The sequence below is a fragment of the Olsenella sp. oral taxon 807 genome (assembly GCF_001189515.2).
Taxonomy (GTDB): domain Bacteria; phylum Actinomycetota; class Coriobacteriia; order Coriobacteriales; family Atopobiaceae; genus Olsenella_F.
This window is the reverse complement of the sequence record NZ_CP012069.2, coordinates 1,084,480-1,107,453: the sequence shown is the minus strand read 5'-3', so window position 1 is coordinate 1,107,453 and position 22,974 is coordinate 1,084,480. Positions and strand designations below refer to the sequence as shown.

Sequence of the window (22,974 nt, the reverse complement as noted above, 5' to 3'; positions counted from 1 at the left end):
GCGAGTCCGAGCGCCCCGCGCACGCCAATCACCTGTGCTGGGCCAGCAGTTCTCGTGCGAGCGGCACTACTTAAGGCCGTCGTTGATGATCTTGGCGATGGTCGCACCGTCTGTGGCCGCACGAACCTCAGAGCGGAACTTCTCGTTCATGAGCAGGACAGCGACGTCGGAGAGAATTTTCAAGTGTGTGGTACCAGCCTCAGCCCCTGGGATGCACAGTGCAATCGCGACGTTAATAGGCTTCTTATCCATAGAATCCCACGCAACGTCACCGGCAAACTTGACAACGATCACGGCCGCCTTACTGATGGCGTCAGACTTCGCATGGGGAATCGCGAAGCCCTCCATCATGCCCGTGGTCCCCTCGGCCTCACGAGCCTTGAAGGCGTCGAGAACCGCCTGCTTGTCAGGCGCATATCCGGCCTCGACAGCTTTCTCGGACAGAAAGTCCAACGCCTCGTCCACCGTCGAGGCGGCATTGTCCAAATAAACGTCTGATGCCTTAACAAAATCGCTCATTACCATATCCTCCTGCTTCTCTCAGCCGACGCTGGCAGCTGCAGCGCCGGTCCTGCATCACGACTGGCGCCCCTTGGTGGCACGGTGCGGATGGGACTTCTTGGATAGGACCGCCTACAAGCATACCACCAAAGGGCCGAGGCGAGGCCCGCTTCCCTAAGCCAGACCCGCCTCCTGGAGCCCCGCATACGCCGCCCCATACATGCCCGCCTTGTTCCCTAGGCTACAGGGCAGGATACGCGCGGCAGACGAGGTCGACAGGCAGTGCGCGCGGAAGCTCGCCGCAAGCTTGTTCGAGAACGCGTCGAACGCGCCTGCCACACCCCCTCCGATCAAAAAGACGGCCGGGTCGATGATGACCGAGAGCTGTGCGAGCGCGTAGCCGAGATACTCGCACATCTTGATCACCGCCGTCTCGGCGCACTCATCACCGGCCTTGAGCGCGGCAAACACTGAGAGCGTATCTGTGTCGTGCTCGACCTTGACCCCCTCGACCCCCTGCCTTCTGCATTCCTGGCGGTAGAGCCACACGAGGCCCTTTGCCGAGGCGTACTGCTCCAGGCAGCCATGCCGTCCACAGCCGCAGGCACGCTCCTCCCCTTCCGGCTTGACGGTGATGTGGCCTATCTCGCCCCCCGCGCCAAACGCACCAGAGACGAGCTTGCCGCCGATGACGATGCCGCCGCCAACGCCGGTGCCCAAGGTCACGAGCGCAAAGCTGCCGATGCCCTTGGCCGAGCCCTTCCAGAGCTCGCCGAGGGCGGCAGCATTGGCGTCGTTCACGAAGGCGAGCCTCGATGCGGGAAACGCCTCCAAAAGGGCCGATCTCAATCCATCAGGATCCAGCTCTATGTTGGCAAAGAAGCCCACGCGACCTTGGTCGTCCACAGGTCCCGGCACGTCGAGGCCCAACGCAACGACGTCCGACCCCGTGTACCCCGCGCTCGCGACCAAGGTGGAGAGACCATTGGTGATCTCCTGGTAGGCGGCGTCACTCACGATCTCACCGGTGGGTATCTTGGTCGTGTCCAGGATCTCACCCCCCACCGTCATCAGGCCCGCCTTGATGGAGGTCCCGCCCACATCTATGCCAAGCACACACCCGTCCTTGCCAGCCATGCCCCAACCCCTTTCGTCTGCGACCACGAGGGCCTGTCGCGCCCGATCCCGGCACCTTGCCCACACGACAAGTATCGCCTAAATGCGCACGTCTGTCTGCCACACATCGACAGACGTACCCCAAACGGCCCGTACAGGTTAGACTGTAGCAATGTAGGCTGCCGTCACATACCCATACGCCCCTTCGGGGCGCTGACAGAAGCGAGGAACCATGGACAAGAGTACCGAGGCAACCCCCCAAGACATGCCAGACCCAAACGAGAGGGCCGCAGATGACGCCGGCACAAAGACGCCCGACCCCACAAGCGCGCCAACCGCCCGCAGGCCGGCGACAGACGGTCCGCGCGCCTCGTCAGCCACAAGCCCGAGCGGTATGCCCAGGCGTCCCGCCCATGCCGCCATCACCAACCCGAAGGCCGACATCGAGGCGCTCAACAACTTGGAGCATCACCTCTACGCCCACCGCTACGCGCGCATCGGCCTCGAGTGCTACGGACCTTCCATCGACCCCTCTGCGGCGACGAGCGACCGAGGGGAGGCGCTCGCCGTCCTCGAGGAGGAGGATCAGGCCCTTCTCTGCTCGCCCGAGACGGGAGCGCTCCTCGACAGGCTCTCGGGCCTAGGACACCTCCTCAGCGAGATGCAGGAACTTCAGATCAAGATCCTGCAGCGCGATCGTGAGCAGCACCTGGGCGTGCCCGTCGAGCTCCAAGCGAACTTCTCGCGCCTGGTAACCAAGTCGTCCGACGTGTGGCGCCGGGCCAAGGCGACGAGCGACTGGTACTACTTTGAGCCCTACCTCGATCGCGTCGTGGCTGCGGCGAGGAAGGTCGCCCTCGCCCGTAGACCCGACGCAGACCCCTACGACACCTGGCTCGACAACTTCGAGCACGGGACAGACCGCGCCTTCTATGATGAGCTCTTCTCCACAATCAAAGACTGCGTCGTCCCGCTCCTCACCGCGATCCGCGAGAAGGGGACGCAGCCCTCGCGGACGGTCGTCGCAGGCAAGTTCGACAAGAGGCGGCAGTGGGAGCTTGCCAACGACCTCATGAAGCTCGAGGGGCTCGCTCCTAACCGGGTGCTGCTCGTGTCCGCCGAGCATCCCTACTCAGACGCCCTCACGACCAACTATGCCATCATAGCCTGCCACATCCACGAGAACGACATCTGCTCCAACGTGTTCACGATGCTGCACGAGGGGGGCCACGCCCTCTACGAGCTGGGCGTCAACCCCGACTACAACTACAGCTCGCTCAAGGGCGGCACCTCCTCGGGCATGCACGAGAGCCAGTCGCGCTTCTTCGAGAACTACATAGGACGCTCCCGCGCCTTCGCAGGTCCACTGATCAGGGTCATGGCCGATCACTTCAAGGGTCAGCTCGGCCGTGTGACGCCCAACCAGCTCCATCTTGCGACCAACCGTGCCGAGGGAACGGCCGTGCGCACCGAGGCCGACGAACTCAGCTACCCGATCCACATACTCATACGCTACGAGATAGAGCAGCTGCTCTTTTCCGGCGAGTGCGTCGCGAGGGACGTACCCCGCATCTGGAACGCAAAGTACAAGGAATACCTGGGAGTCAACGTCCACGGCGACGCTCAGGGTGCCCTGCAGGACACGCACTGGGCAAGCGGGCTCTTTGGCTACTTTCCCACCTACGCCTTCGGCGGTGCCATCGGGGCGCAGCTGCGCGCCCAGATGATCAAGGAGGGCATGGACTGGGAGGGGGTGCTCTCGAGCGGCAAGCTCACGCCCATCCACGACTGGCTCCGCCAGCACATCTGGCGCTATGGCCGCTCAAAGGACGCCGGCGAGCTCATCATGGACGCCTGCAAAGAGCCCTTCTCGACGAGCTACTACACCGACTACCTCACCAAGAAGTTCTCGGCCCTCTACGGCCTGTAGGGGAATTTGCTCATGAGGGTGGTCATCCAACGCGTGAGGAGTGCCTCGGTCGAGGTGGCGGGCGAGGTCGTGGGAAGCTGCGCGCAGGGATACCTTATCCTGCTTGGCGTGGGGCACGACGATGACGAGGCCTGCGCCCAGACGCTCTGGGACAAGATCCTGCACCTGCGTATCTTTGAGGACGAGACGGGCAAGGTCAACCTCTCGCTCGCCGACGTCGATGGGGAGGTGCTCGTCGTGAGCCAGTTCACGCTCTTTGCCGACTGTCGGCGTGGACGCAGGCCAAGCTTTACGGACGCTGCGGCCCCAAGCGTAGCCAAGGAACTCTACGAACACTTCTGCGCCATCGCGCAGAGGGATGTCCGCCATGTGGGACGCGGTGTTTTTGGGTCGAACATGCAGGTTGCGCTCGTGAACGACGGACCTTTCACCATCTGCCTTGACAGCGACGAGCTCACAGGTCCGCGCAGGAGGGGAGATGGCACGAAGGCCAACGAGTGATCCCCGATGGGTTGCCAAGCTGGCACCCATCGACACCTATAGATTGAGGATATTGGATATGAGATCTCAACTGGTCAGATGACGAAAGGCTAATGCCCCGCAGATTACGGGGCCTCAGGTGCCGGACCCTTGCCCCACGCTATCATTATGAGGGCGATGTTCGGTGGCGGGGGTATGTCACTTGGCCAACCAACAGGAATGGGTGAGCCGCATGAGCAGGGGTACGCGACACGATGGGCTTTGGGACAAGTTCGTCTCTACCCTCGGGCAGCTTGCCCCTTTTGGACGATCTCGCATCGAGCGTGTCGTCGTCCGCTATCCCGAGACACTCTTTGGCCAGGTGGAGATAGTCGACACAAAGAGCAGGGGCAGACGGCCCATACGCATCCTCAAGGTGGACGGCAGCTGGCAGAGCGCGACCTTCTTGGACGATGCCTGGTCGGAGCTCGTCTTTCCCTATCATCTTCTCTACAACACCGCCCTTGCCCGCGTCCACCCCACATCCATTCTCATGCTCGGAGGCGGTGGATATTCCTACCCAAAATACCTTCTCTGTCACCTCGACGATGTGCGCGTGGACGTCGTCGAGGCGGACCCCCTTATCCTTGACATCGCAAGACGTCACTTCTACCTTGATCGAGTCGAACAGCTCGCCCAGCAGGGCAACGGTGCAAGCCGCCTGCGCAGCCTCGTCTGCGACGCGCGAGACTTCCTTGAGCTGGGGGCGCCCGACGATCCTGATGTTTGCTACGACCTCATCCTCAACGACTGCTTTGCCGCCGAGAGGCCCGTGGCGAGCCTCATGACGATCGAAGCATCCCAGCTCATTCACAGACATCTTGCGCAAGGTGGAGCATACCTTGTTAACGTCATCGGCGCCCTCGAGGGCAGGGAATCGGCACTCATCCGCAACCTGTGTCGCACACTCGAGCAGGTGTTCACCCATGTGCTGGTCCTCCCCTGCGGCAGGCGCAATCCCTCTGCCCGCGATAACAACGTCATCGTCGCAAGCGATAAGGCATGGGAGCATCTCCAGACGTTCGATCTCGCGCCCTCTGAGCTAAGCGGCACGTCTCCGAGGGGAAAGATCCTCACCGATGCAGATACCAGTGTCGACACAGACACTTTCTCTTAGAGCGATGTGATGTTATCGCAGAGGTCATTAAGTTATCTCGAGTCTCACTGTATAGTCTTTTGTATCAAACATCGGGAGGGGACCGTGAACGACGAGCACACAGAAAGCGATGAGTCCCAAAGACCGCGCCATCTCGCACCATCGCCCACGGAAGAGGCAAGACCGGCATCTGCATACCTTGACACAGGCGAGGGTACGCGTATTCGCACGCCTCACGCAATACGCGCCGAAATGTCTCAAACATCTGCATACCTTGACGCAGGCGAGGGCACGCGTATGAGGGAGGATGAGAGAGCCGTCTCGAACTCAGATCCGGACGAGGACCCAGGCGATACGGACGTCCCGTCCCCAGACGATGGGACGGGCGCCCCTGTCAACCAGCGGCCCCCTGCTCACGCCCGCAACGGGCAGCACTTCTCCACAAACAGCTTGGAGGAGCGACTACCTGATTTCGACACCCTTGGTAGCGCCCCAGGCGGAAACGACGAGGGCGCTCAGGCAAGCGTCGATGCCCAAGAGATGAGCGGCGACGCAGCCTCGGAGGGTGACATCGTTGGCGAGACGGGCGCCTTCAAGGCCGCAGATGTCCAAACCCCCCTGCTCAGTGACACCGCTAAGCAAAGGACGAACAAGCAATCGCTCTGGAGACGTGTGCCGCACTGGGTCTACGCACTTGTCTGCGTCATCGTCCTTGCTGCCATCGGATCAAGCATCATCCTCACCGGCGCCTTTGGCCTGCTCACCAAGACCGAGCTTGTGAATGTTGTCGGCATGAGCGAGGAAGATGCCAGGAGCAGTCTGGAGGAAGGCGGCTACAAGGTAACCGTCAAAGAGCAGGAGACCCAGATGGAGAGTGATACGGGCAGGGTCATCGCCACCGACCCCCCCTCAGGCTCAGAGGTTGCCGCAGGAAGTACCATCACCATCAAGGTCGGGAAGAGTTCAGGCCAGACCAAGCCAGTACCTAACTTAAGCGGCCTCCCTGAGCAGGACGCGCTGAACGCCATCGCATCCTCCAACTGGTTCGTAAAGGATGACGTGACCTATGCCTACTCGGACACGGTCGAGAAGGGCAAGGTCATAAGCCAAGGACCCGCCGCTGGCAGCCAGAAGACCAAGGGAACCAAGGTGGACCTCGTGATCTCACAGGGCAAGAGCCCCAACAGCGGCCCCGCGAACAACGACGCTGCAGGAGCCTCGGTCACCGTGCCAGACATCATCGGTATGCCGCTCGAGGATGCGCGGACGCTGCTTCAGGGCATGGGCCTCAACGTGCAACGCGGAGACGACATCACGAACATCGACGCGACTCCAGGGACGGTTCAGGGCGTCTCTCCCAGCGTAGGCACCAGTGTCAAGACAGGAGAGACCGTCACCATCAGGATTATGGCGACGCGCTAAGAGAGCGGCACGCCACTGGAAGAGCGGCACGCCACTGGACGTCGGCTACTGCAGCGTCCAGTGGCACGTTTGCGCATGGTGTCCCCAAGCCTACGGGGCACACCTGTAGTGGCGTTTGCCCGGTTGGATCCAGTTCCTCGTACTCGGAGGCCTACGGGGCACGAGCTTGGCTATGCCAACAGTTGGGCGAGATCGGCCTCGGGCGAGGCTATGGGGCCGATACCAAACTTCTCCACAAGCACCTCGAGTACACCAGGACTCACGAAGGCGGGAAGCGTCGGCCCGAGCTTGATGTCTGTGATCCCCAGGTAGAGCAAGGTGAGCAACACGCACACGGCCTTCTGCTCATACCAAGAGAGAACGAAGGAGAGGGGCAGGTCATTGACGGCGCAATCGAAGGCCTTGGACAGCGCAAGCGCAATTTGGATAGCCCCGTAAGCGTCATTGCACTGTCCGACGTCAAGCAGGCGGGGGATGCCGCCGATCGTGCCAAGATCAAGGTCATTGAAACGATACTTGCCGCAGGCAAGGGTCAGGATGACGGTGTCGGCAGGTGCCTGCTCCACGAGCTGGGTGTAGTAGTTGCGGCCAGGCTTGGCACCGTCACAGCCGCCAACCAAGAAGAAGTGCTTGATCTGTCCGCTCTTTACGGCCTCGACGATCTTGTCGGCCACAGAGAGGACCGCGCCATGGCCGAAGCCCGTCGTGACGGTATGGCCACCGTTGATGCCGCTCATCGTATGATTCTCGGCGTAACCACCGAGCTCCTTGGCCTTCTCGATAACGGGTGAGAAGTCCTTTGAGCCGTCCTCGGTGGCAGAGATGTGCACCATCTCGGGGAAGGAGACCTGCTCGGTCGTGAAGATGCGATCCGCATAGGAGCGCTTAGGTGGCATGAGGCAGTTAGTCGTAAAGAGGAAGGCGCCCGGAACGCCATCGAACTCCTTTCGCTGGTTCTGCCAGGCAGTGCCAAAGTTGCCCTTGAGATGTGCGTACTTCTTGAGACCAGGATAGGCATTGGCAGGCAGCATCTCGCCGTGCGTGTATACGTTGACGCCTGTACCCTCGGTTTGCTTGAGCAAGAGCTCAAGGTCATGGAGGTCGTGCCCAGTCACGACGATAAAGGGACCCTTCTCGATGGTGAGAGAGACCTCAGTGGGCTCAGGGGTACCGTAGGTTCCAGTGTTTGCCTCATCGAGCATCGCCATGACCGTATAGTTGACCTCACCTACCTTGAGCACGAGCGGCAACAGCGTATCGACGCTGCCCGTTTCGCCGAGGGCAGCGAGCGCGTCTACGAAGAACTGTTGCACTCCCTCGTCCGTGCGACCAAGTACGCGGGCATGGAAGGCATAGGCGGCCATGCCCCGCAGGCCAAAGAGGACGAGCGACTTGAGTGAACGAATGTCCTCGTCATCTGTCCAGACGGTACCAAGCAGCAGATCGTCTGCAGCGGAAATGCCTGCGGCCGCAGCAAGGCGCTCCTTCTCGGCACGAACCTGCTCGACGAGGGCCCTGACGGTCACCTCATTGAAGTCAACGTTAGTGACACAGGTAAACAGGCTGTCAACGATGAGCTCATCGGCACGCTTGCTGCGCCTGCCAGCGGCCTTGCAGGTACGGGACAGACCCACGAGGGCGCCCGTCAGCTCATCTTGGTCAATTGCCACCTCAAACGACTTGCCACATACGCCGGCATTGCCTGTGCAACCAATGCCTTTGGCAGTCTGCTCGCACTGAAAACAAAACATCTTCTGATCCATGGTCTCTCCTCTCCTGTGGACGCCACCTCGGGTCAACCTTGCCGCGAGGCCTTCGTCCCTCCCCTTTCCATGACGCACCGTCCATGATGAACGAGGGCCTTGCGAATTGTCGTTGTAATTCCAACATAAAAAGAAAGTTCTTGTACGAGATGGGCGGCGCGTGGGCAATACGGCCCTGCACCGCCGGCACGGCCCTGCACCACCATAGGTTACTTTTCACGGGTAGGCCAGCTGCCCTTGGCCGCCGTGCTGCCCTCCGGTGCCGCCTACCTCTTTGATGGCCCCTGAGCCGCGCTGTATCACGGGCGCACCACTCGACGCCACCGAGTGGCACGCGCATCGCGCACTCGGCACCACCGAGTGGCACAAGAGTCAGCATATGCGCAGTTGCCAGGAAATATCGCACCACTCGACGCCACCGAGTGGCACGCGCATCGCGCACTCGGCGCCACCGAGTGGCACGGCCGAGCCGCACAGACCCGCTGCCTAGGCGAGAGGTGGCGTGCGGGCCGTCCGGACGACGCTGCGACGGCCACGCCCACGAGGCTGTCGCGGCGACGGGGGGCGTGCGGGTCGCGGGGAGAGGCGTAGTTGGGGAGTCGTCCGCCATCTTCGGCAGGGCCGCAGGTGGGGTTCGGCACAACAGCCTGAGAGAGCACCGCTGGCCTGTCCATGAAAGGTAGCCACCATAGAGGCCTTCTGGCGGGCAGCAACTTACAGCGAGGCGATAGGTCAAGACTTACGGGTACCATGGAAGGATCGCAGAGAAAGGACGACCATGCACGATAATGACAACACCTTGGGTAGCGCAGACGCCCCTGGCCCCAACCCAACAGCTCCCCTCGGTCCCACCTTCAGGAGCGGGTCCGTGCTACTCCGTGGCAAGATGATCCCCCACTCAAGCGCGGGCGCAAACCTCCTTGCCACGGGCGAGGACACTGACTGGCTGCATGGTGATCCGTGGCGGGTGCTCCGCATACAGTCTGAGTTCGTGGACGGCTTCAACGCCCTCGCCAAGCTGGGGCCGGCCGTCTCTATCTATGGGTCGGCACGCACGAGGCAGGATGACCCCCTCTTTGGACTCGCTCGTCGTACGGCCAGCCTCATCGCAAAGAAGGGCGCCGCCATCATCACCGGGGGCGGCCCCGGCATCATGGAGGCAGCTAACCAGGGAGCGTCCGAGCGCGGCGGCATCTCGGTCGGCCTTGGCATCGAGCTCCCCTTCGAGGAGGCCGTCAACCGCTGGGTAAACCTCGGCATGACCTTCCGCTACTTCTTCGTACGCAAGACGATGTTCGTCAAGTACTCTCAAGGCGCCGTCTTCTTCCCCGGGGGATTCGGCACGATGGACGAGATGTTCGAGCTTCTCACCCTCGTGCAGACGGGAAAGTCCCCCTCGATCCCCATCGTCCTCTTTGGAAGGGACTATTGGCGCGGCCTCACCGATTGGATCGACGGCTCCATGCTCGCGAGCGGTAACATATCCAAGGGAGACAACTCGACAGTCACCGTCACCGACGACCCGGACGAGGCCGCTAAGATCGCGACGAGCAACATCATCGACAGGTGACGGGCTCTTGCGGCACAAGCCAGGCCATGGCGATAGGCAGACCGAGACAGGGAGGCACGCGTGTACAAGGCAGCTATCTTTGACCTGGACGGAACACTTCTGGATACCTTGGATGACCTCTGGAACTCCGTCAATGTCGCCCTCGACAAGAATGGGATGCCCAGGCGCAGGCGCAGTGAGGTCCGTGCCTTTCTGGGAAACGGCATGCGTCGTCTCATTCACCTGAGTGTTCCCGCACAGACCGACAAGACGCTCGAGACGAGGGTCTATCTTGACTTCAGGGAGCATTACGCACACCACAATGCCGAGCGCACCACCCCGTACCCACAGATCAAGAAGCTGCTCGAGATTCTCTCTGGCGAGGGTGTCCTGCGCGGTGTGGTCTCCAACAAGGGGGACTCAGCAGTCCAGGACCTCGTTGCAAGCTATTTCCCAGGACTCTTGAACATTGCCGTCGGCGAGCGAGAGGACGTCCGCCGCAAGCCTGCCCCCGACACGGTCCTCAAGGTCATGGCAGAGCTGAGGGTTGACACCACCACGAGCGTCTACATTGGCGATTCCGAGGTTGACCTCGAGACAGCAGCAAACGCGGGCTGTAACTGCATAGCGGTGTCTTGGGGATTTCGTGACCGTGACTTCCTCGTCAAGCGAGGCGCCAAAACAATCGCAGACACCACAGAGGAACTTGCGGAGGCCATCCTACTATAGCTTGCGTGAACCCTGCTGTGTTTTACGTGCAGGAATGCACGCCAGACGCCATAGGATAACGCTGACCTAACCGTTGGGAGTCCATCGCGGGATAGGGGTAGAATCAGGGTGTAGGAAATCCTTCCTGCGCTGAGGAGGCAGATCCTTTAGAGAAAGGACGGACTTATGGGTAAGAAGGCTGCCGAGGCACTCGAAATAAATTACGACGAACTGGACGAGTACCTGCACAAGAACCATTCGGTCTACATGAGGGTCGACAACAACGTCTACTACCTCACCGATGTCAACTTTGAGGCATGGCGCGCGCAGGACACCAGCAGGCGCAACTCAAAGAACCACTTCATCGACTGCAGTGAGCTCGTCCCGACCGTCAGCGAGTTCCTCTCGCTTCCCTTCGTGCACGGTAAGACCATCAAGGACGTGTTCGACTCGGCAAAGTTCTACGCATCGACCAAGGGCGTGAAAGAACCCTAACGCGTAGATCACGCTCGACGAAGGTGCCAGGTAGAGGAGAGGGCCGTGCCGGATCGAATACCGGTGCGGCCCTCTTGCAGTACGCCCTTGTCCGTCAGGCTGACCCTAGCTGAACCCTACTCGACGGGCTTCGAGGCCACAAGGGACTCCTCCACCTCAGTGTCCTTGTCATTTTTCGTGAAGCCTGTCTCAAGCACGGGAATGAGCATGCGATAGGAGTTCTCGGTTGAGTTCTCGCGCGGTGAGCGCTTGGCGTAGCGATGCACCGCAGCGGTAGACTTATTGATTGCCGCCAAAGTACCCGCTCCGGCAACGCAGCCACCCGGACACGCCATGCCCTCGAGCAGGTAGCCTGGGTACTTGCCCCTGACGGCATCCTTCATCATCGCGCGACAATCCTCCAGGCCCTCAGCATGGACAACGTTAACCTCAAGATCAGGGTGCATGCGGTGGACGGCATTGACGACGGCCGTGGCGACGCCGCCCGCGACCGCGAAGTTACGGCCATCGGTACTCGCGACCTCAAAGTCACTCTTGTTGTCATCCTTGAGGCTCAGGTAGTCAATGCCCTTGGCATCCATCATGCCGGACATCTCCTCGAAGGTGAGGACGAAGTCAACCTCGGAGCGAACGCTTTTGCGCATGGCCTCGAGCTTCTTGGCGGAGCAGGGCCCCACGAAGACGATCTTGGCTTGGGGATGCTGCATGCGAATCATGCGAGCCGTCAAGGTCATGGGCGTGAGCGCCATCGAGACGGTCTGGGCATACTTCGGAAACTCCATCTTCGCCATGACCGACCAAGCGGGACAACAGCTCGTACCCATGAAGGGGAGCTCGTCAGGCACCTCGTCGAGAAAGTCCTCCGCCTCTTGGACCGTGCAGAGGTCGGCACCGAGCGCGACCTCCTCGACGCCCGAGAAGCCCAGCAGCTTGAAAGCCTCACGCAGTTTGCCCACATTGCCCTTGCCACCAAACTGGCCCACGAAGGAGGGGGCGACGGCAGCGATGACCTCATCGCCATGCTGGATGGCCCAGATGACCTGAGCGATCTGGCTCTTGTCAGCGATGGCACCAAAGGGACAGTTCACAAGACACTGACCGCAGCTCACGCACTTCTCGTAATCGATGTCGGCGCGACCGTGCTCATCCGAGCTGATGGCATGCATGCCACAGGCGGCGGCGCAAGGACGTACATGGTGGTGGATGGCAGAGTACGGGCAGACCTTAGCGCACTGTCCGCATTTGATGCAGAGGTCCTGGTCGATATGGGCCTTCTTATCCACGAACGAGATGGCCTGCTTTGGGCAGATCTCGCGACAAGGATGGGCAAGACAGCCCTGGCAGGTATTCGTGACCTCGTAGACGTTGTCCTGACAGGCGTTGCAGGCAAACTTGATGACGTTGACGAGTGGCGGCTTGTAGTACGAGACGTTGTCGACCTCCGCCTCATTAAAGCCGTCGGAGATGCGCCTCGGCTTCTCCACTCCCTGCAGCGGGAGTCCCATGGCAAGGCGGATGCGCTCCCCGACGATGGCACGCTCCAGAAAGACACTCTCTCGATAGGTGGCGACATCGCCTGGCAGGATCTGAAACGGCAGCTCATCAAAGGCATCGTCTATCTGCTTGCGATCCATCGTGGGTTCGTCACCCATCCGATAGCAGACCTTCGCAACCTCTCGAAATACCTTACGTCGAATTTCAGTCAGGTTTGTGTAGACTCCTCGCATAGTACCAGGCATGAGCATTCCTCTCCAATAGACCTTTGGCACATGGCACCGCTGTAGCCCTGCGGCACCTGCGCCACCCTTCCTCTAAAAAATTCCCCTATGAACATTATGATGGATGTAGCTCAAGATAGGGGTGTGGTTACGGCCTGCGGTCAGAAAGATTCGCACACCGGAAGGCCATCCCTGGGAGACACCCACCTCTGCATGGGGAACCCTGCGAGCATCCCCTCAGATGAGGGAGGGATAGTAGGCCCTTGCCCTTGGGTGAGCGTCCATGGGGGAGTTCTCGAGGATTATCCGCACGAGAGTCCCAAAGAAGCTCTCTAGGCTCAGCTTCTTGGGAACTGATTTCTGCAGACGGGTGGGAATCTCCTGCACGTCTTTCTTGCCCCAATCCGCCACGAGCAGTCCCACCGCATCGTAGAGCCTTCCCTCTTGCAAGAGTTGACGCAGCATATGCACGACCTTATCGAATGCCCCAAGCTCTCCCTCGATGCTTGCGTCCACGACGAACAAAAACCCATGGCCCGCAAGAGGATGGCGTTCGCGAAGATTCCTGACATCTCCATACGCCTCCTCGAAGCGGTTGCCCAGGTTCTTCCCGAAAGATCCACCCATGGTCTTCGTAGAGATGAGAAGCTCCGGTCCAGAGGGCCATGATGCCATCCCGACATCCACCTGCTTGGTGTAGACAGAACCCATGACCTTGGCGTCGACGCTGCCGATCCTGCCCCTCAACCCGTCTGTCTTTGTCACCCCGATGGTCGGCAGCAGTGCCATAAGCCTCTCGGCAACGGGATCGATAACGCGGGGCTCAACCTGCTGCGGCCAGAGCCCTTCTCCAGAAAAGCCCGCATGCCCGAACTCCCAAACACACCAGAGATCGATCGCGGCGGCAAGCTTTCCCGACCGCGCGCTCGCCCCCGAGCGCACGGGAACACGCATGACCTCTCTCAGCAGATCATAATTGACATCTGGAGTTCCATCCGAACGCCAGAACGGGGGCGGACAAGTCTGGAGCGTCCACTCCTCGATCCTCTGCCCGATTTCATGCATCTTATCGTGCCGAGCTCGAGCATCCATATCCCCTCAGCCCCCTGCTCCATCCAACGCCGAGCATGCGTCGTGTACAGGAAGCGCATGGACGCCCCTACCCCTTCGGTACCTTCTGTCTCGAAGCGACCGCAGGAGCTTGGCCATTTGGGCCATGGCGCGTGGTCCAACAGCCCCTAACTCAAGGAGGGCCTCGTCCACGGCTGCGGTGGCCGTCCCCCTGTCACCCGCCCTCAGGGCAGCCGACACCTCACGGCGAAGCGGGGCCAGGCGCCCGCAATGAGAGCCCACAAACGAACTGCTCGGGACAGCGATGCGCAGCGCCTCGCGAGGCTCAAGCTTCAACAGCCCCCCACCGTATGACCGGCCGTACTGCTCGGCCGACAGAAGCGCGGGCGTCGAATGCATGAGCATCGGAAGCAAACGCATGCCCATGGACCTCTTGTCAGAATCGAGAAAGACGCCATGGACCGAATTCAGGTGATAGATTCCGATGTCGTTTGAGCAGAGGCTTGGCGCGTACCCATTCATGTACGTGAGAAAGAGATCGGCCACCCTCAACCCGGGCACTCGCCACCAAGGTTTCCTCACCCTGCACTTATAGGCATTCGCAACGCCACGCTCCTCCCCGTACGAGACATAGGCACGGCTCGGAGCATCGAGAGGCTCCAGCGGATAGAAGAGGCAGGTCCTCCGTCCTGCGGCAGCAAGCAGCCTCAGATCCTCCTCTCCGATGGACAGCCCCCTCAGGTGGCGGGAGCCCGGCGGACAGAGCGGCAACAGGTCTTGTGGGGGTAGCCCATGGTCTCTTGCACCCTCCTGGGACAGGGCGAAGAACGAGTTCGCGCCCGTGACCGCCCCAAGGCGCACCCTGCCCCACTCAGACAGCGACGAGAAGGCGCTTGCATCGAGCTCATGGAGATACCGCTGGGCAAGATGTCCGTCAGGGCCAATGGGCCAACGCTCATCACCCGAGACGGGCAGAAGATTGCTGCGGTTTTTTCCCAGCTCGTCGAGGGAGCGCACCTGCTGCAGGAGCAACGCATCCGAAGAGCCCAGACCGAAGCCGTCTGCCAACAGCAGGATGACCTCCTCCTGCACCTCGGGAAAAATCGGGTCCTCAAAGAGCACCAGACAAACCGACGAGAACGATGAGAGGAGATAACGTCGTACGGGTGCCGCATAGTTGACGCTCAACAGCTCAGCGGGCAGCACAAACGCCAACCTGCCCCCCTCTCGCAAAAATTGCGTCGCATGAACCGTGAATGCCGCCCAGGACGAGGCCAAGGCACCCAGGCGCACCCCCGCACGAAGCGCGTCCTCTCTCGCAATGGCGCGTTGCCTTCCGGTAAAGCTCTGGTAGCGTATGTAGGGCGGATTGCCTACGACGGCATCGAACGTTGCGCGTGGTGGCATCTCAAAGAAGTCTCCGACGTGTATACCAACGTCAATGCCCTGATTCCCAAGACGCTCCCTGGCCGCTGCTGCAGATGCGCCGTGAAGCTCATAGCCCTCTACCTGAGCACGGATGTCTGTACCCGAAGCACCCAGTCCACTGAGGCGTGACGCGACGGCAGAGATGAACACCGCCTCACCCGCCGCAGGCTCGAGGACACGATCCTCCTTGCGCTTAACGGCAAAGTCCGCGAGAAAGTCCGCCACCTGAGGGGGCGTGAAGAAGGCGCCGCGCTCCTTGCGCGAACCCGCGCTGTCGAGCTCCGCGCTGAGTATGGACCCATATGCCACAACACACCTCCCGTTTCGCTAGACCATTGTCCCATAGCGCAGAAGCATCATCAATCGCCCTGAGACGATGACGCAGCTTTTTGGCCTGGCAAGATCCTGGCACAAGCCTGGCGATGCCCACCCAGCAAACCCGCCCGCCAGGCACCCGCAAGGCGCAGTACGCCACCAAGCGAGAGGAGCACACAGAGCACGATGACCACCAGCGCGGCATCGGGCACGAAGGTCGAGAAGTCACGCCAGTTCCCCTCGAAGCTGACGGCGATCCATGGGAGACAGGCGGGAAGGAGCACATGGGCCACGACCGCACGAGCCACCAGCCCCTGCGCCTCGCCCGCCTCGAGAGCAGCCTCAAGGCGATAAAGCCAGCGTCTTGAGCTCACGAGGCCCCAGAGCGCAGCGCCAAGGCCAAGCACATACAGGAGGTCATAGCCCGCATGCTGTGCCATGCCATAGCTTCCGTCCACCTCGGCTGCATCCGAGCCGACGGCTATCGCGTTCACGCCGTCTGCCATTTGAAAGAAGGCGTCGTTGCCCCCAAAGACGTCACCCGCGTTGCCCATGAGAACGATCGCGATGCCTCGCGACGGTAACACGACCATGTGCGCGACGTAGTTCTCGACGTCACCGTCATGGGTCATGACCATCTCGCCGTTATCCCAGAAGTACGTGAACCAACCCATACCGTAGCTCATGTCACTCCCAGGCTGACACACCCGGCTGAGGGCGAGACGTCGCATGGACACAGCGTTGAGGACGCCGTCACCGCCATTGAGGTACATGCGCAGGTACCTCTCCATGTCACTCAGGCTGGCCCGCACATAGCCCGAGGATGGACCGCCCCAGGCGTCATCGCCATCCTCGTGGACGTAACCATCCGCTATGTTGAGCCCAAACCAGTTGCGATGGCCGAGCGCGACAGAGCCACCCGCATCAGGATCGATGCTCGCATCGTCCATCCCAAGGGGGCGAAACACGTTGTCACTCAGGTAGGCAGCGTAGCTCTGCCCGCTCACCCGCTCTATCACCTTACCGAGGTAGTCGTAATTGGCGTTGGAGTAGGAGAAGGAGCCCACGGTCTGACCGGGTCGCGCGTCGGCAAGCGAGTCAAAGAAGCCAAAGCCGCTCGTCTGGTTGAGGAGCGAGCGCACCGTGACACTGTCGGGCTCACCGCAGTCGGGAAGGTAGGTCGAGACGGGAAGGTCGAGGTCAACCCTTCCCTGATCCACGAGCTGCATGACGGCGATCGCAGTGAACGACTTCGAGAGCGAGCCGATGATGAAGGTCGAGTTCGTATCTGTGCAGTCACCCAAGGTGCGCTCGTAGAGGGTGCCGTGGGTATCGACGACGGCAACGGCGACGCCAGGAAGGCCCGTCTTTGGAAAGTTGGCATTCAGGTAGGCGTCAAGGCGCGCCTCGAGCACGTCTGCGGGTGGCGTGGCCTCAACGTTCTTGGGCTCGAAGGCCTCCTCGTCATCATCGTCGAACCAGCTATCACCCAAGACAACGGGACCGTCAGGCTGGCTGCCATCTGGCCACTGGTCATCCGTAAGGTCGTTTGGGACGCCGTGCTCCCGTGTCTGCGAGAGACCACCTGGTCCAGCATCTTGATCATCCGAGATGACGGCGCCGTCCACCGGTACGGCTTCTCCCACATATCCCACACTATGTCGCATGAACGCATGGATGTGTCCGGAAAGCGCGCAGCAGCCAAGGACAAGGACGCACAGGGCCAACAGCGTCACAAGGCCACGGATCAGCTCGCCTACCCCATCCGTCCCAGACCCTGCGCTCGCCCTAGAATCCCGCATAGACAAACTGCACCGGCCCGTTCATACCCGAGAACACGATGAACCACAAAAGCAGGGCGCACAGCGCGCAGGCAAGGGCACCGGCCAGGGCACCCATGATGCGAGGGTGACGCCCGGCGCGGGCCATCAGCCAGGCCTTGGCGCGCGACAGCGGGCCGAGCTGCATAGATCTGCCCATCGTCAACTCCCCTCCCCGCTCGTGACAGATGTGGCGGCATCGCCATTGGCGTCGCCGTCGCCTGCCGCCTGTGTCGCGTCGGGCGATAAGAGCCCTGCTGCCTCTCCATGGCTGCCGCCGCCCAGGAAGGGGTCGTCCCTGCCCATCATGAAGTCGAAGTAGGACTGCTCTATGCGCACCCAGCCGACCCAGCCGGGGTGCGTGGTGTCATAGAAGAAGTACCTCTCGTACTCGCAGCTCGAGAAGTCCATGTAGCTCGCTCCTGCCTCGTCACAGAGGCCGCGCACGCGCCGATAATAGGCCTGGCGCTCATCGCCCGACACCCCACAGTGGTCATACCAAAGGCCGTGTATCGGAAGGATGCACACCAGCGGCGTGAGGTCGCACTCCCCACAGACCCCAAGGAGGCGCGCGAAGTCAGCATATTCGTCGTCGGCCTCATGGAAGTTCTCGCCCACCTGGTAGCTATCATTGGAGTGGGCATCCCAGAATGAGTCGTCCACGTAGTAGTCGTTGTTCGTGCACCTTCGCCTTCCCTCGGCGATACCGTCTGCGATGAGCTGGGCCCAGTCGGGCTCGCCGGTGGGCACGCCCGCCCAGCGCACGTCGCCCTTGGCAGGCGCCCTCGCTATGATGTCGCCCAGCTTGGAGCGCAGCAAGAGCTGGTCGGCCTCATAGTAGGCGGCGGCGTCCAGGACAGAGGCGGGCGTGTCCCGGTTGGCGGCGGCGATCTGCTTGGTATCGACACCCAAGGCGCCTACACGGCCACGCACGTAGGCCCTCGTCTCGTTTGAGATGCTGGGGTTGTCGCAGAACTCCTGATAGAGCGAATAGCTGAACTTCGACGAGAACTTGCTCGCATCCCCTGAGCCCTTAAAGAACCACTGGGGGGAGACGACGAGCATGACCCTCCTGTCACCAGATAGTCTTCGCGCATAGGCGCCCGCCGATATACAGTGCCAGAGGCTCTGCTCCATCGTCTCGCCGACGTAGGTCATGTCGACACCGGTGACGTGCTCGCCAAAGACCACCTGCGGACAAGTCGACACACGATCCTTCGAGATGAAGAACTCAGATGAGCCGAGGCAGATGTGACTGCCCTCGGCCATGTTGCTCACGACAAACGAGCTGATGTTCGACTTACCGTCAACGTAGACGTAATCATAGAGCCGCCAGTCCGCCGCCCGGCCCGCCCCTGGCAGCACGAGACGGTCGAGGGCGACACATCCTACCGCGAAGGCGGAAAGGCCCGCGCCCACACCCGCAAGCAGGCTTCTCCTCGTGAGAAGGGACACGTCCTTCTCAACAGCTTGTCCCGTTTTGCCTGACATGCGGCGGGACCTACAGCCTGCTCGCCACCTGGGCGATGATCTTGTTGACCGTATTCATCTGATCACGGGGAAGCTCCGTTGGCGCTATGGAGACGCCGAACTCCTCCTCTATCCCCACCAAGAGCTCCACGGCGGCCATGGAATCGAGCAGTCCCAGCTCAAAGAGGTCCTCGTCGCGATGGTCGCGTACGGCCTCGTCCTCGCAGACCTCCTCCATGAGGTCAAGCATGCGACGTTCCAGCTCGACCTCGGATATCTTCTCACCCATTCAAAACTCCTTTCAGGACGAAGCTCAGCTGCCCAGAGAACAGCGCAAAGCCCACGAACACCAGTTGCATCGTCACGAACCACGAGGCGACCTTGAACCACGTCGCATCCTTGTGCGCCTTATAGTACCCACTCTTGTGCCAACCCTCTGTTGCGGCCATGAGGATGCCGTGATAGATGCCGTAGCCCACGTAGTCCACCGTCACCCCGTGCCAGAAGCCCATGAGCAGCATGTTGGCAAAAAGGCCAAGCTGGGCCGTGCGAAGCCTCCCCTTCCTGCCCATGAAGACCTTGCGCTTCATGAGCAGGCGTGTGACGCGCATGAACACGAAGTCCCTGAGCCAGGAGGAGAGCGTGATGTGCCAGCGGTTCCAGAAGTCAATGAGGTCCTGGGCCAAAAACGGCGCCCGGAAGTTGCGCGGGACCCTCACGCCCAGGCAGTAGCCGGCGCCCATGGCCATCATCGTGTAGCCCGCGAAGTCGAAGAAGAGGTAGAGCCCATAGCGGTAGCAAACGATGACCTGCGTCCAGAGTTCCTGCCAGACAGGGCCGTCTCCCCAGGCGACGAGGGAGTAGCCCTTGTGGATGAGGGAGGCGATCACCATCTTGTAGGCGAGGCCACCCAAGATCAAGAGGATGCCCTTGGCGAGCAGCTCGGCATACTCGTCACGCGGAAGCCTGCGGTGAACGTCCTCGACAAAGCGGCGACTGCGATCGATGGGACCCGAATCGAACTCGAAGAAGTTCAGCAGAAAGTAGAGCTGGTCAGCCACGCGCAGGCCCTTGGGCTCGATGAGCCCGTCGTGGACCTCCATCAGCACCTGCACCGACTTGAAGGTGGCGTAGCTGATGCCCACGAAACCGAGAAGGCCCGCCGACGTGAGTGACAGCGTGAGCTTATAGATAACGAGGGGAGCCACGACGAGGAGCACCGAGGCTACGAAACGCCCCCTCTGCCCAGGCGCCGCCATGAGCCAGCGGGTGCAGGCAAGCGACAGCGCAACAAAGAGCGCAAGCGCCACGAGCTGCGCGACCTCACCCCAGAAGAGACCCGCGAGCAATAGCGCCGAGACGACCATGCCCCAAGGCGCCAACGGTCTCTCGCTAAGCCCGAGCACGGCAGCAACCACGACAGACACAAAAAGCACGATGAAGAAGCTGGGGTCAACAAAGAAGGCCATGGGTCAAGGCTACCTTCGCTACGTCCGCTGAAGGGCCTTGCGGTCAACCTTCCCGTTGGCCGTGAGCGGCATGCGCTCGACGAACTTGATCGAGCGGGGCACCATGTAGGAAGGCAGGTGCGACGAGAGAAAGCCCTTGAGGCGGCGCGCGAGCTCGAAGTCGCCATCGTCCAAGCGCTCCTCGAGGACGACGAAGGCTCGCAGGCTCCTGACGCGCCCGTCGCGCCTGACGGGAACGACCGCCGCCTGGGCAACGCCAGGCGCCTCTGCCAGGCAACCCTCGACCTCACCGAGCTCTATCCGAAAGCCGTTGAGCTTGACGAGCGAGTCGAAGCGACCCTCGCAGAAGAGCATGCCGCCCTCGTCCACATGGCCAAGGTCACCGGTATGGTAGCCTCGCGTGGGCGTACCGTCGGCCAGCTCGGTCTGGAAGAAGGCCTCTTGAGTCTTCTCGGGGTTCTCGTAGTAGCCCTTCGCCACGGTGTCACCCACAATCACGATCTCGCCAGAGACACCCGCCGGACAGGCCCTGCCCGTGTCGGGGTCTACGATGCGAAGCTCCGTACCCTCACGCGGACGGCCGACGGGAAGCGCCCCCTCACCACCGGACAGCTCCTCATCGGAAAGCTCGACGTAGGTGACGGCCACCGTTGACTCGGTGGGGCCGTAGGTATTGACGATACGTGCCTTGGGAAAGCGCCTACGCAGCTCGTGGGCGGTCGTGCGATGCAGCTCCTCACCACAAAAGAGGAACATGCCAAGCTCAGGCAGAAGCTCTCTGGAGAAGTCCTTGTCCACCAGGCAGAAGTCGGCAAACGAGGGCGTCGAGACCCAGATCTCCACCTCAGAGGCCGCAAGCTCATCGAAGAGTGTCCGATAGTCCTTGGCGACCTCGCTCGAGACGGCATGCAGCCTCCCGCCCGTGGCAAGGGAACCCACCAGCTCGTACTCCGAGAGGTCGAAGGAGTAGTGAGCCTGGTCAAGAAAGGTCCGTCCCCCATCGCACACGAGCGGGAACCCGCGCAGCCAGCGCATGAAGTTGGCGACGTTTGCGGCCGAGACCTCGATGCCCTTGGGACGGCCGGTCGAGCCCGAGGTGAAGATGATGTAGTGGGTGTCCTCACCCTTGACCCAACTCTCGCGAGGCGGGGTGCTCTGACGGCCCCTGATGTGCTCGCTCGTATCGAGGACCCTGCGCACGTCCACGACAAGGCCGCTCTCGAGGTCGTGTGCGAGCTCGTGCGGAACGTCCTCACAGGCAAGGAGCACCGCGCCCTCGATCTGCGAGGCGATGTCATGCACGCGCTGCACCGGCAGCTCCGAGTCTACGGGCACGAACGCATGGCCCGCGAGCAAGCAGCCCAGAAACGACATGACGGCGAGCGGGGTCTTGCCCGAGTACACGATGACAGGCGCCTTGTTGGGCACGTGATCGAGCAGGGCCCACGCGATACGGCAGGCACCATCCCAGAGACTGGCGTAGCTGACGTCATCGACGCCGTGAGTGTGGTACGCGACGGCATCGGGTGTCTCGTCCGCCGCCCTCATGACGGCGTCAAGAAGCTCGTTGGTCACTCCAGCCTGCGCTTCAGTACACATGATGCCCCTTCCCAAAGCTGCGTACCGACTAATAGGCAGACGATACGCGCCCGATGTGCAAAAGGGATGCAGGGTGATAAGAGAACGCGCATCAATACGGAATGCACAGAAGCACCTGCTCCTTACCTCTCTCGTGGAGCGGAAGGTCACCCTCCTGTCCCGCAGGCACCCCGGTCGTTGAGTGCCGTGCGGCCGCAGAACTGCAGGCAGAGCACGAGCGAAAGGCAACTCGGGCGGGAGCAACCGATCTGCGCACGCTGGTCTGGCGCACCTGCGAGCGTCACTCGTCTATTCCCGGGCGGCGACGCAGGCGCTTGACGCCGGCACGACGGCGCTTGGCCTCTAGGCGACGGCGGATTGAGGCCCCAGACGGCCTGGTCGCACGACGCACCTTAGGAGGGGTCGAGCGGCGAAGCAGCTCGGCGCGGATCTTGCGAAGGCAGGCATGGCGGTTCTGAAGCTGCGAGCGCTCGGCACGACTCGTGACGACGATACCTGTCGGCATGTGGCGCATGCGCACAGCGGAGCTTGCCGTGTTGACCCCCTGGCCACCCGGACCTGACGCATGGAAGGCCTCGGCCCTGCACTGGCCTGCCAGCGCATCGAGGTCAAGACGGGCGTAGCACCCATAGTCATGGCAGGTAAGATGAGTGCCCATGCCCCTTCCCTTCCTGACCTGTGCGAGCGACGACTGGCACTCAGTCGCGAGTGAGCTTGCGGTGCAGGCGATGTGGCTTCGAGAGGTCAGGACCAAGACGCCGCTCACGATCCCTCTGGTAGTCCTCGAAGTTGCCCTCGAACCAATGCCAGGCGCCGGGTCGCTCATCCGTGCCCTCCCAGGCTAGGAAAGCGATGATAAAGTCGCCGATCCCGTCCCTTCGGGACCAGCATGGGTGATTTTTGACGTGAGGAGGGCTCCAACGCCCCCAAGCGGGCTACGCCGGTCTCCGGGGGCCATGCCGCAGCCTCCCAGACCATGGCGGGA

Annotated in this window: 20 protein-coding genes and 1 pseudogene; 8 read left to right on the top strand and 13 right to left on the bottom strand. The window is 61.6% G+C overall.

Annotated features, from left to right (window positions below; genetic code table 11):
• Positions 1-66: 66 nt before the first annotated feature.
• Both ADJ70_RS04730 and ADJ70_RS04725 read right to left on the bottom strand, forming a co-directional pair.
• On the bottom strand, positions 67-519 hold the full coding sequence (locus tag ADJ70_RS04730; protein ID WP_050343961.1) for a PTS sugar transporter subunit IIA: 453 nt from the start codon (positions 517-519) through the stop codon (positions 67-69).
• A gap of 156 nt (positions 520-675) precedes the next feature.
• Positions 676-1,638: an ROK family protein gene (locus ADJ70_RS04725; protein WP_050343959.1), complete on the bottom strand. Its 963-nt coding sequence runs from the start codon at positions 1,636-1,638 to the stop codon at positions 676-678.
• A gap of 211 nt (positions 1,639-1,849) precedes the next feature.
• Here ADJ70_RS04725 and ADJ70_RS04720 point away from each other — a divergent pair, with 211 nt between their 5' ends.
• The 4 genes from ADJ70_RS04720 to ADJ70_RS04705 all read left to right on the top strand — a co-directional run bounded on the left by ADJ70_RS04720 (position 1,850) and on the right by ADJ70_RS04705 (position 6,584).
• Positions 1,850-3,547 (top strand): carboxypeptidase M32, encoded by a 1,698-nt coding sequence (locus tag ADJ70_RS04720; protein WP_253273232.1) that lies wholly within the window; start codon positions 1,850-1,852, stop codon positions 3,545-3,547.
• Between the two features lie 12 nt (positions 3,548-3,559).
• Positions 3,560-4,048, top strand: a complete 489-nt coding sequence (gene dtd / locus ADJ70_RS04715) for a D-aminoacyl-tRNA deacylase (protein WP_050344772.1) — start codon at positions 3,560-3,562, stop codon at positions 4,046-4,048.
• 211 nt (positions 4,049-4,259) lie between these two features.
• A complete protein-coding gene (locus tag ADJ70_RS04710; protein ID WP_050343957.1) occupies positions 4,260-5,183 on the top strand; it encodes a spermidine synthase in 924 nt (307 codons plus the stop codon).
• Between the two features lie 276 nt (positions 5,184-5,459).
• The gene (locus ADJ70_RS04705; RefSeq protein WP_050343956.1) at positions 5,460-6,584 is read left to right on the top strand and encodes a PASTA domain-containing protein; all 1,125 of its coding nucleotides are present in this window, start codon (positions 5,460-5,462) and stop codon (positions 6,582-6,584) included.
• 170 nt (positions 6,585-6,754) lie between these two features.
• Here ADJ70_RS04705 and hcp read toward each other — a convergent pair whose 3' ends face one another.
• On the bottom strand, positions 6,755-8,347 hold the full coding sequence (gene hcp / locus ADJ70_RS04700; protein WP_050343954.1) for a hydroxylamine reductase: 1,593 nt from the start codon (positions 8,345-8,347) through the stop codon (positions 6,755-6,757).
• Positions 8,348-9,125: 778 nt separating this feature from the next.
• Between hcp and ADJ70_RS04695 the strand changes: the two genes are divergently transcribed.
• The 3 genes from ADJ70_RS04695 (at position 9,126) to ADJ70_RS04685 (ending at position 11,099) form a co-directional block, all read left to right on the top strand.
• Positions 9,126-9,917, top strand: a complete 792-nt coding sequence (locus ADJ70_RS04695) for a TIGR00730 family Rossman fold protein (protein ID WP_050343952.1) — start codon at positions 9,126-9,128, stop codon at positions 9,915-9,917.
• Positions 9,918-9,977: 60 nt separating this feature from the next.
• Positions 9,978-10,625: an HAD family hydrolase gene (locus ADJ70_RS04690; protein ID WP_050343950.1), complete on the top strand. Its 648-nt coding sequence runs from the start codon at positions 9,978-9,980 to the stop codon at positions 10,623-10,625.
• A 165-nt stretch (positions 10,626-10,790) separates the two neighbouring features.
• The gene (locus ADJ70_RS04685; RefSeq protein WP_050343948.1) at positions 10,791-11,099 is read left to right on the top strand and encodes a hypothetical protein; all 309 of its coding nucleotides are present in this window, start codon (positions 10,791-10,793) and stop codon (positions 11,097-11,099) included.
• Positions 11,100-11,215: 116 nt separating this feature from the next.
• Here ADJ70_RS04685 and ADJ70_RS04680 read toward each other — a convergent pair whose 3' ends face one another.
• The 10 genes and pseudogenes from ADJ70_RS04680 to ADJ70_RS15295 all read right to left on the bottom strand — a co-directional run.
• Positions 11,216-12,838: a 4Fe-4S dicluster domain-containing protein gene (locus tag ADJ70_RS04680; RefSeq protein ID WP_050344771.1), complete on the bottom strand. Its 1,623-nt coding sequence runs from the start codon at positions 12,836-12,838 to the stop codon at positions 11,216-11,218.
• Between the two features lie 216 nt (positions 12,839-13,054).
• Positions 13,055-13,909: a hypothetical protein gene (locus tag ADJ70_RS04675; RefSeq protein WP_172674445.1), complete on the bottom strand. Its 855-nt coding sequence runs from the start codon at positions 13,907-13,909 to the stop codon at positions 13,055-13,057.
• Between the two features lie 6 nt (positions 13,910-13,915).
• A complete protein-coding gene (locus tag ADJ70_RS04670) occupies positions 13,916-15,625 on the bottom strand; it encodes a class I SAM-dependent DNA methyltransferase (protein ID WP_050343943.1) in 1,710 nt (569 codons plus the stop codon).
• A 50-nt stretch (positions 15,626-15,675) separates the two neighbouring features.
• Positions 15,676-17,433 carry a serine hydrolase gene (locus ADJ70_RS04665; protein ID WP_083443815.1) on the bottom strand — a complete coding sequence of 586 codons (1,758 nt, stop codon included), beginning with the start codon at positions 17,431-17,433 and terminating at the stop codon, positions 15,676-15,678.
• Entirely contained in the window at positions 17,420-17,611 is a 192-nt protein-coding gene (locus tag ADJ70_RS04660) for a hypothetical protein (RefSeq protein WP_050343941.1), read from the bottom strand. Before ADJ70_RS04660 ends, ADJ70_RS04665 begins: the two co-directional genes overlap by 14 nt.
• 2 nt (positions 17,612-17,613) lie before the next feature.
• Complete coding sequence (gene dltD, locus ADJ70_RS04655) at positions 17,614-18,942, bottom strand: D-alanyl-lipoteichoic acid biosynthesis protein DltD (RefSeq protein ID WP_050343939.1); 1,329 nt, start codon at positions 18,940-18,942, stop codon at positions 17,614-17,616.
• Positions 18,943-18,952: 10 nt separating this feature from the next.
• Positions 18,953-19,210: a D-alanine--poly(phosphoribitol) ligase subunit DltC gene (gene dltC / locus ADJ70_RS04650; protein WP_050343937.1), complete on the bottom strand. Its 258-nt coding sequence runs from the start codon at positions 19,208-19,210 to the stop codon at positions 18,953-18,955.
• Positions 19,203-20,390, bottom strand: coding sequence for a D-alanyl-lipoteichoic acid biosynthesis protein DltB (dltB, locus tag ADJ70_RS04645; protein WP_050343935.1), 1,188 nt, complete (start codon positions 20,388-20,390; stop codon positions 19,203-19,205). Before dltB ends, dltC begins: the two co-directional genes overlap by 8 nt.
• 18 nt (positions 20,391-20,408) lie before the next feature.
• Positions 20,409-21,989 carry a D-alanine--poly(phosphoribitol) ligase subunit DltA gene (gene dltA, locus ADJ70_RS04640; RefSeq protein WP_050343933.1) on the bottom strand — a complete coding sequence of 527 codons (1,581 nt, stop codon included), beginning with the start codon at positions 21,987-21,989 and terminating at the stop codon, positions 20,409-20,411.
• 280 nt (positions 21,990-22,269) lie between these two features.
• Positions 22,270-22,566: pseudogene (locus tag ADJ70_RS15295) on the bottom strand (peptide chain release factor-like protein); the annotation flags it as partial.
• Between the two features lie 79 nt (positions 22,567-22,645).
• Here ADJ70_RS15295 and ADJ70_RS15290 point away from each other — a divergent pair.
• Entirely contained in the window at positions 22,646-22,834 is a 189-nt protein-coding gene (locus ADJ70_RS15290) for a hypothetical protein (RefSeq protein WP_050343930.1), read from the top strand.
• The last annotated feature ends 140 nt before the right edge of the window (positions 22,835-22,974 follow it).

Bases quoted from the DNA above. Each gene is read 5' to 3' on its own strand.
- ADJ70_RS04730 (WP_050343961.1), bottom strand. From the start codon at position 519: ATGAGCGATTTTGTTAAGGCATCAGACGTTTATTTGGACAATGCCGCC.
- ADJ70_RS04725 (WP_050343959.1), bottom strand. From the start codon at position 1,638: ATGGCTGGCAAGGACGGGTGTGTGCTTGGCATAGATGTGGGCGGGACC.
- ADJ70_RS04720 (WP_253273232.1), top strand. From the start codon at position 1,850: ATGGACAAGAGTACCGAGGCAACCCCCCAAGACATGCCAGACCCAAAC.
- dtd (WP_050344772.1), top strand. From the start codon at position 3,560: ATGAGGGTGGTCATCCAACGCGTGAGGAGTGCCTCGGTCGAGGTGGCG.
- ADJ70_RS04710 (WP_050343957.1), top strand. From the start codon at position 4,260: ATGAGCAGGGGTACGCGACACGATGGGCTTTGGGACAAGTTCGTCTCT.
- ADJ70_RS04705 (WP_050343956.1), top strand. From the start codon at position 5,460: ATGAGGGAGGATGAGAGAGCCGTCTCGAACTCAGATCCGGACGAGGAC.
- hcp (WP_050343954.1), bottom strand. From the start codon at position 8,347: ATGGATCAGAAGATGTTTTGTTTTCAGTGCGAGCAGACTGCCAAAGGC.
- ADJ70_RS04695 (WP_050343952.1), top strand. From the start codon at position 9,126: ATGCACGATAATGACAACACCTTGGGTAGCGCAGACGCCCCTGGCCCC.
- ADJ70_RS04685 (WP_050343948.1), top strand. From the start codon at position 10,791: ATGGGTAAGAAGGCTGCCGAGGCACTCGAAATAAATTACGACGAACTG.
- ADJ70_RS04680 (WP_050344771.1), bottom strand. From the start codon at position 12,838: ATGCCTGGTACTATGCGAGGAGTCTACACAAACCTGACTGAAATTCGA.
- ADJ70_RS04675 (WP_172674445.1), bottom strand. From the start codon at position 13,909: ATGGATGCTCGAGCTCGGCACGATAAGATGCATGAAATCGGGCAGAGG.
- ADJ70_RS04665 (WP_083443815.1), bottom strand. From the start codon at position 17,433: ATGCGGGATTCTAGGGCGAGCGCAGGGTCTGGGACGGATGGGGTAGGC.
- ADJ70_RS04660 (WP_050343941.1), bottom strand. From the start codon at position 17,611: ATGGGCAGATCTATGCAGCTCGGCCCGCTGTCGCGCGCCAAGGCCTGG.
- dltD (WP_050343939.1), bottom strand. From the start codon at position 18,942: ATGTCAGGCAAAACGGGACAAGCTGTTGAGAAGGACGTGTCCCTTCTC.
- dltC (WP_050343937.1), bottom strand. From the start codon at position 19,210: ATGGGTGAGAAGATATCCGAGGTCGAGCTGGAACGTCGCATGCTTGAC.
- dltB (WP_050343935.1), bottom strand. From the start codon at position 20,390: ATGGCCTTCTTTGTTGACCCCAGCTTCTTCATCGTGCTTTTTGTGTCT.
- dltA (WP_050343933.1), bottom strand. From the start codon at position 21,989: ATGTGTACTGAAGCGCAGGCTGGAGTGACCAACGAGCTTCTTGACGCC.
- ADJ70_RS15290 (WP_050343930.1), top strand. From the start codon at position 22,646: ATGCCCCTTCCCTTCCTGACCTGTGCGAGCGACGACTGGCACTCAGTC.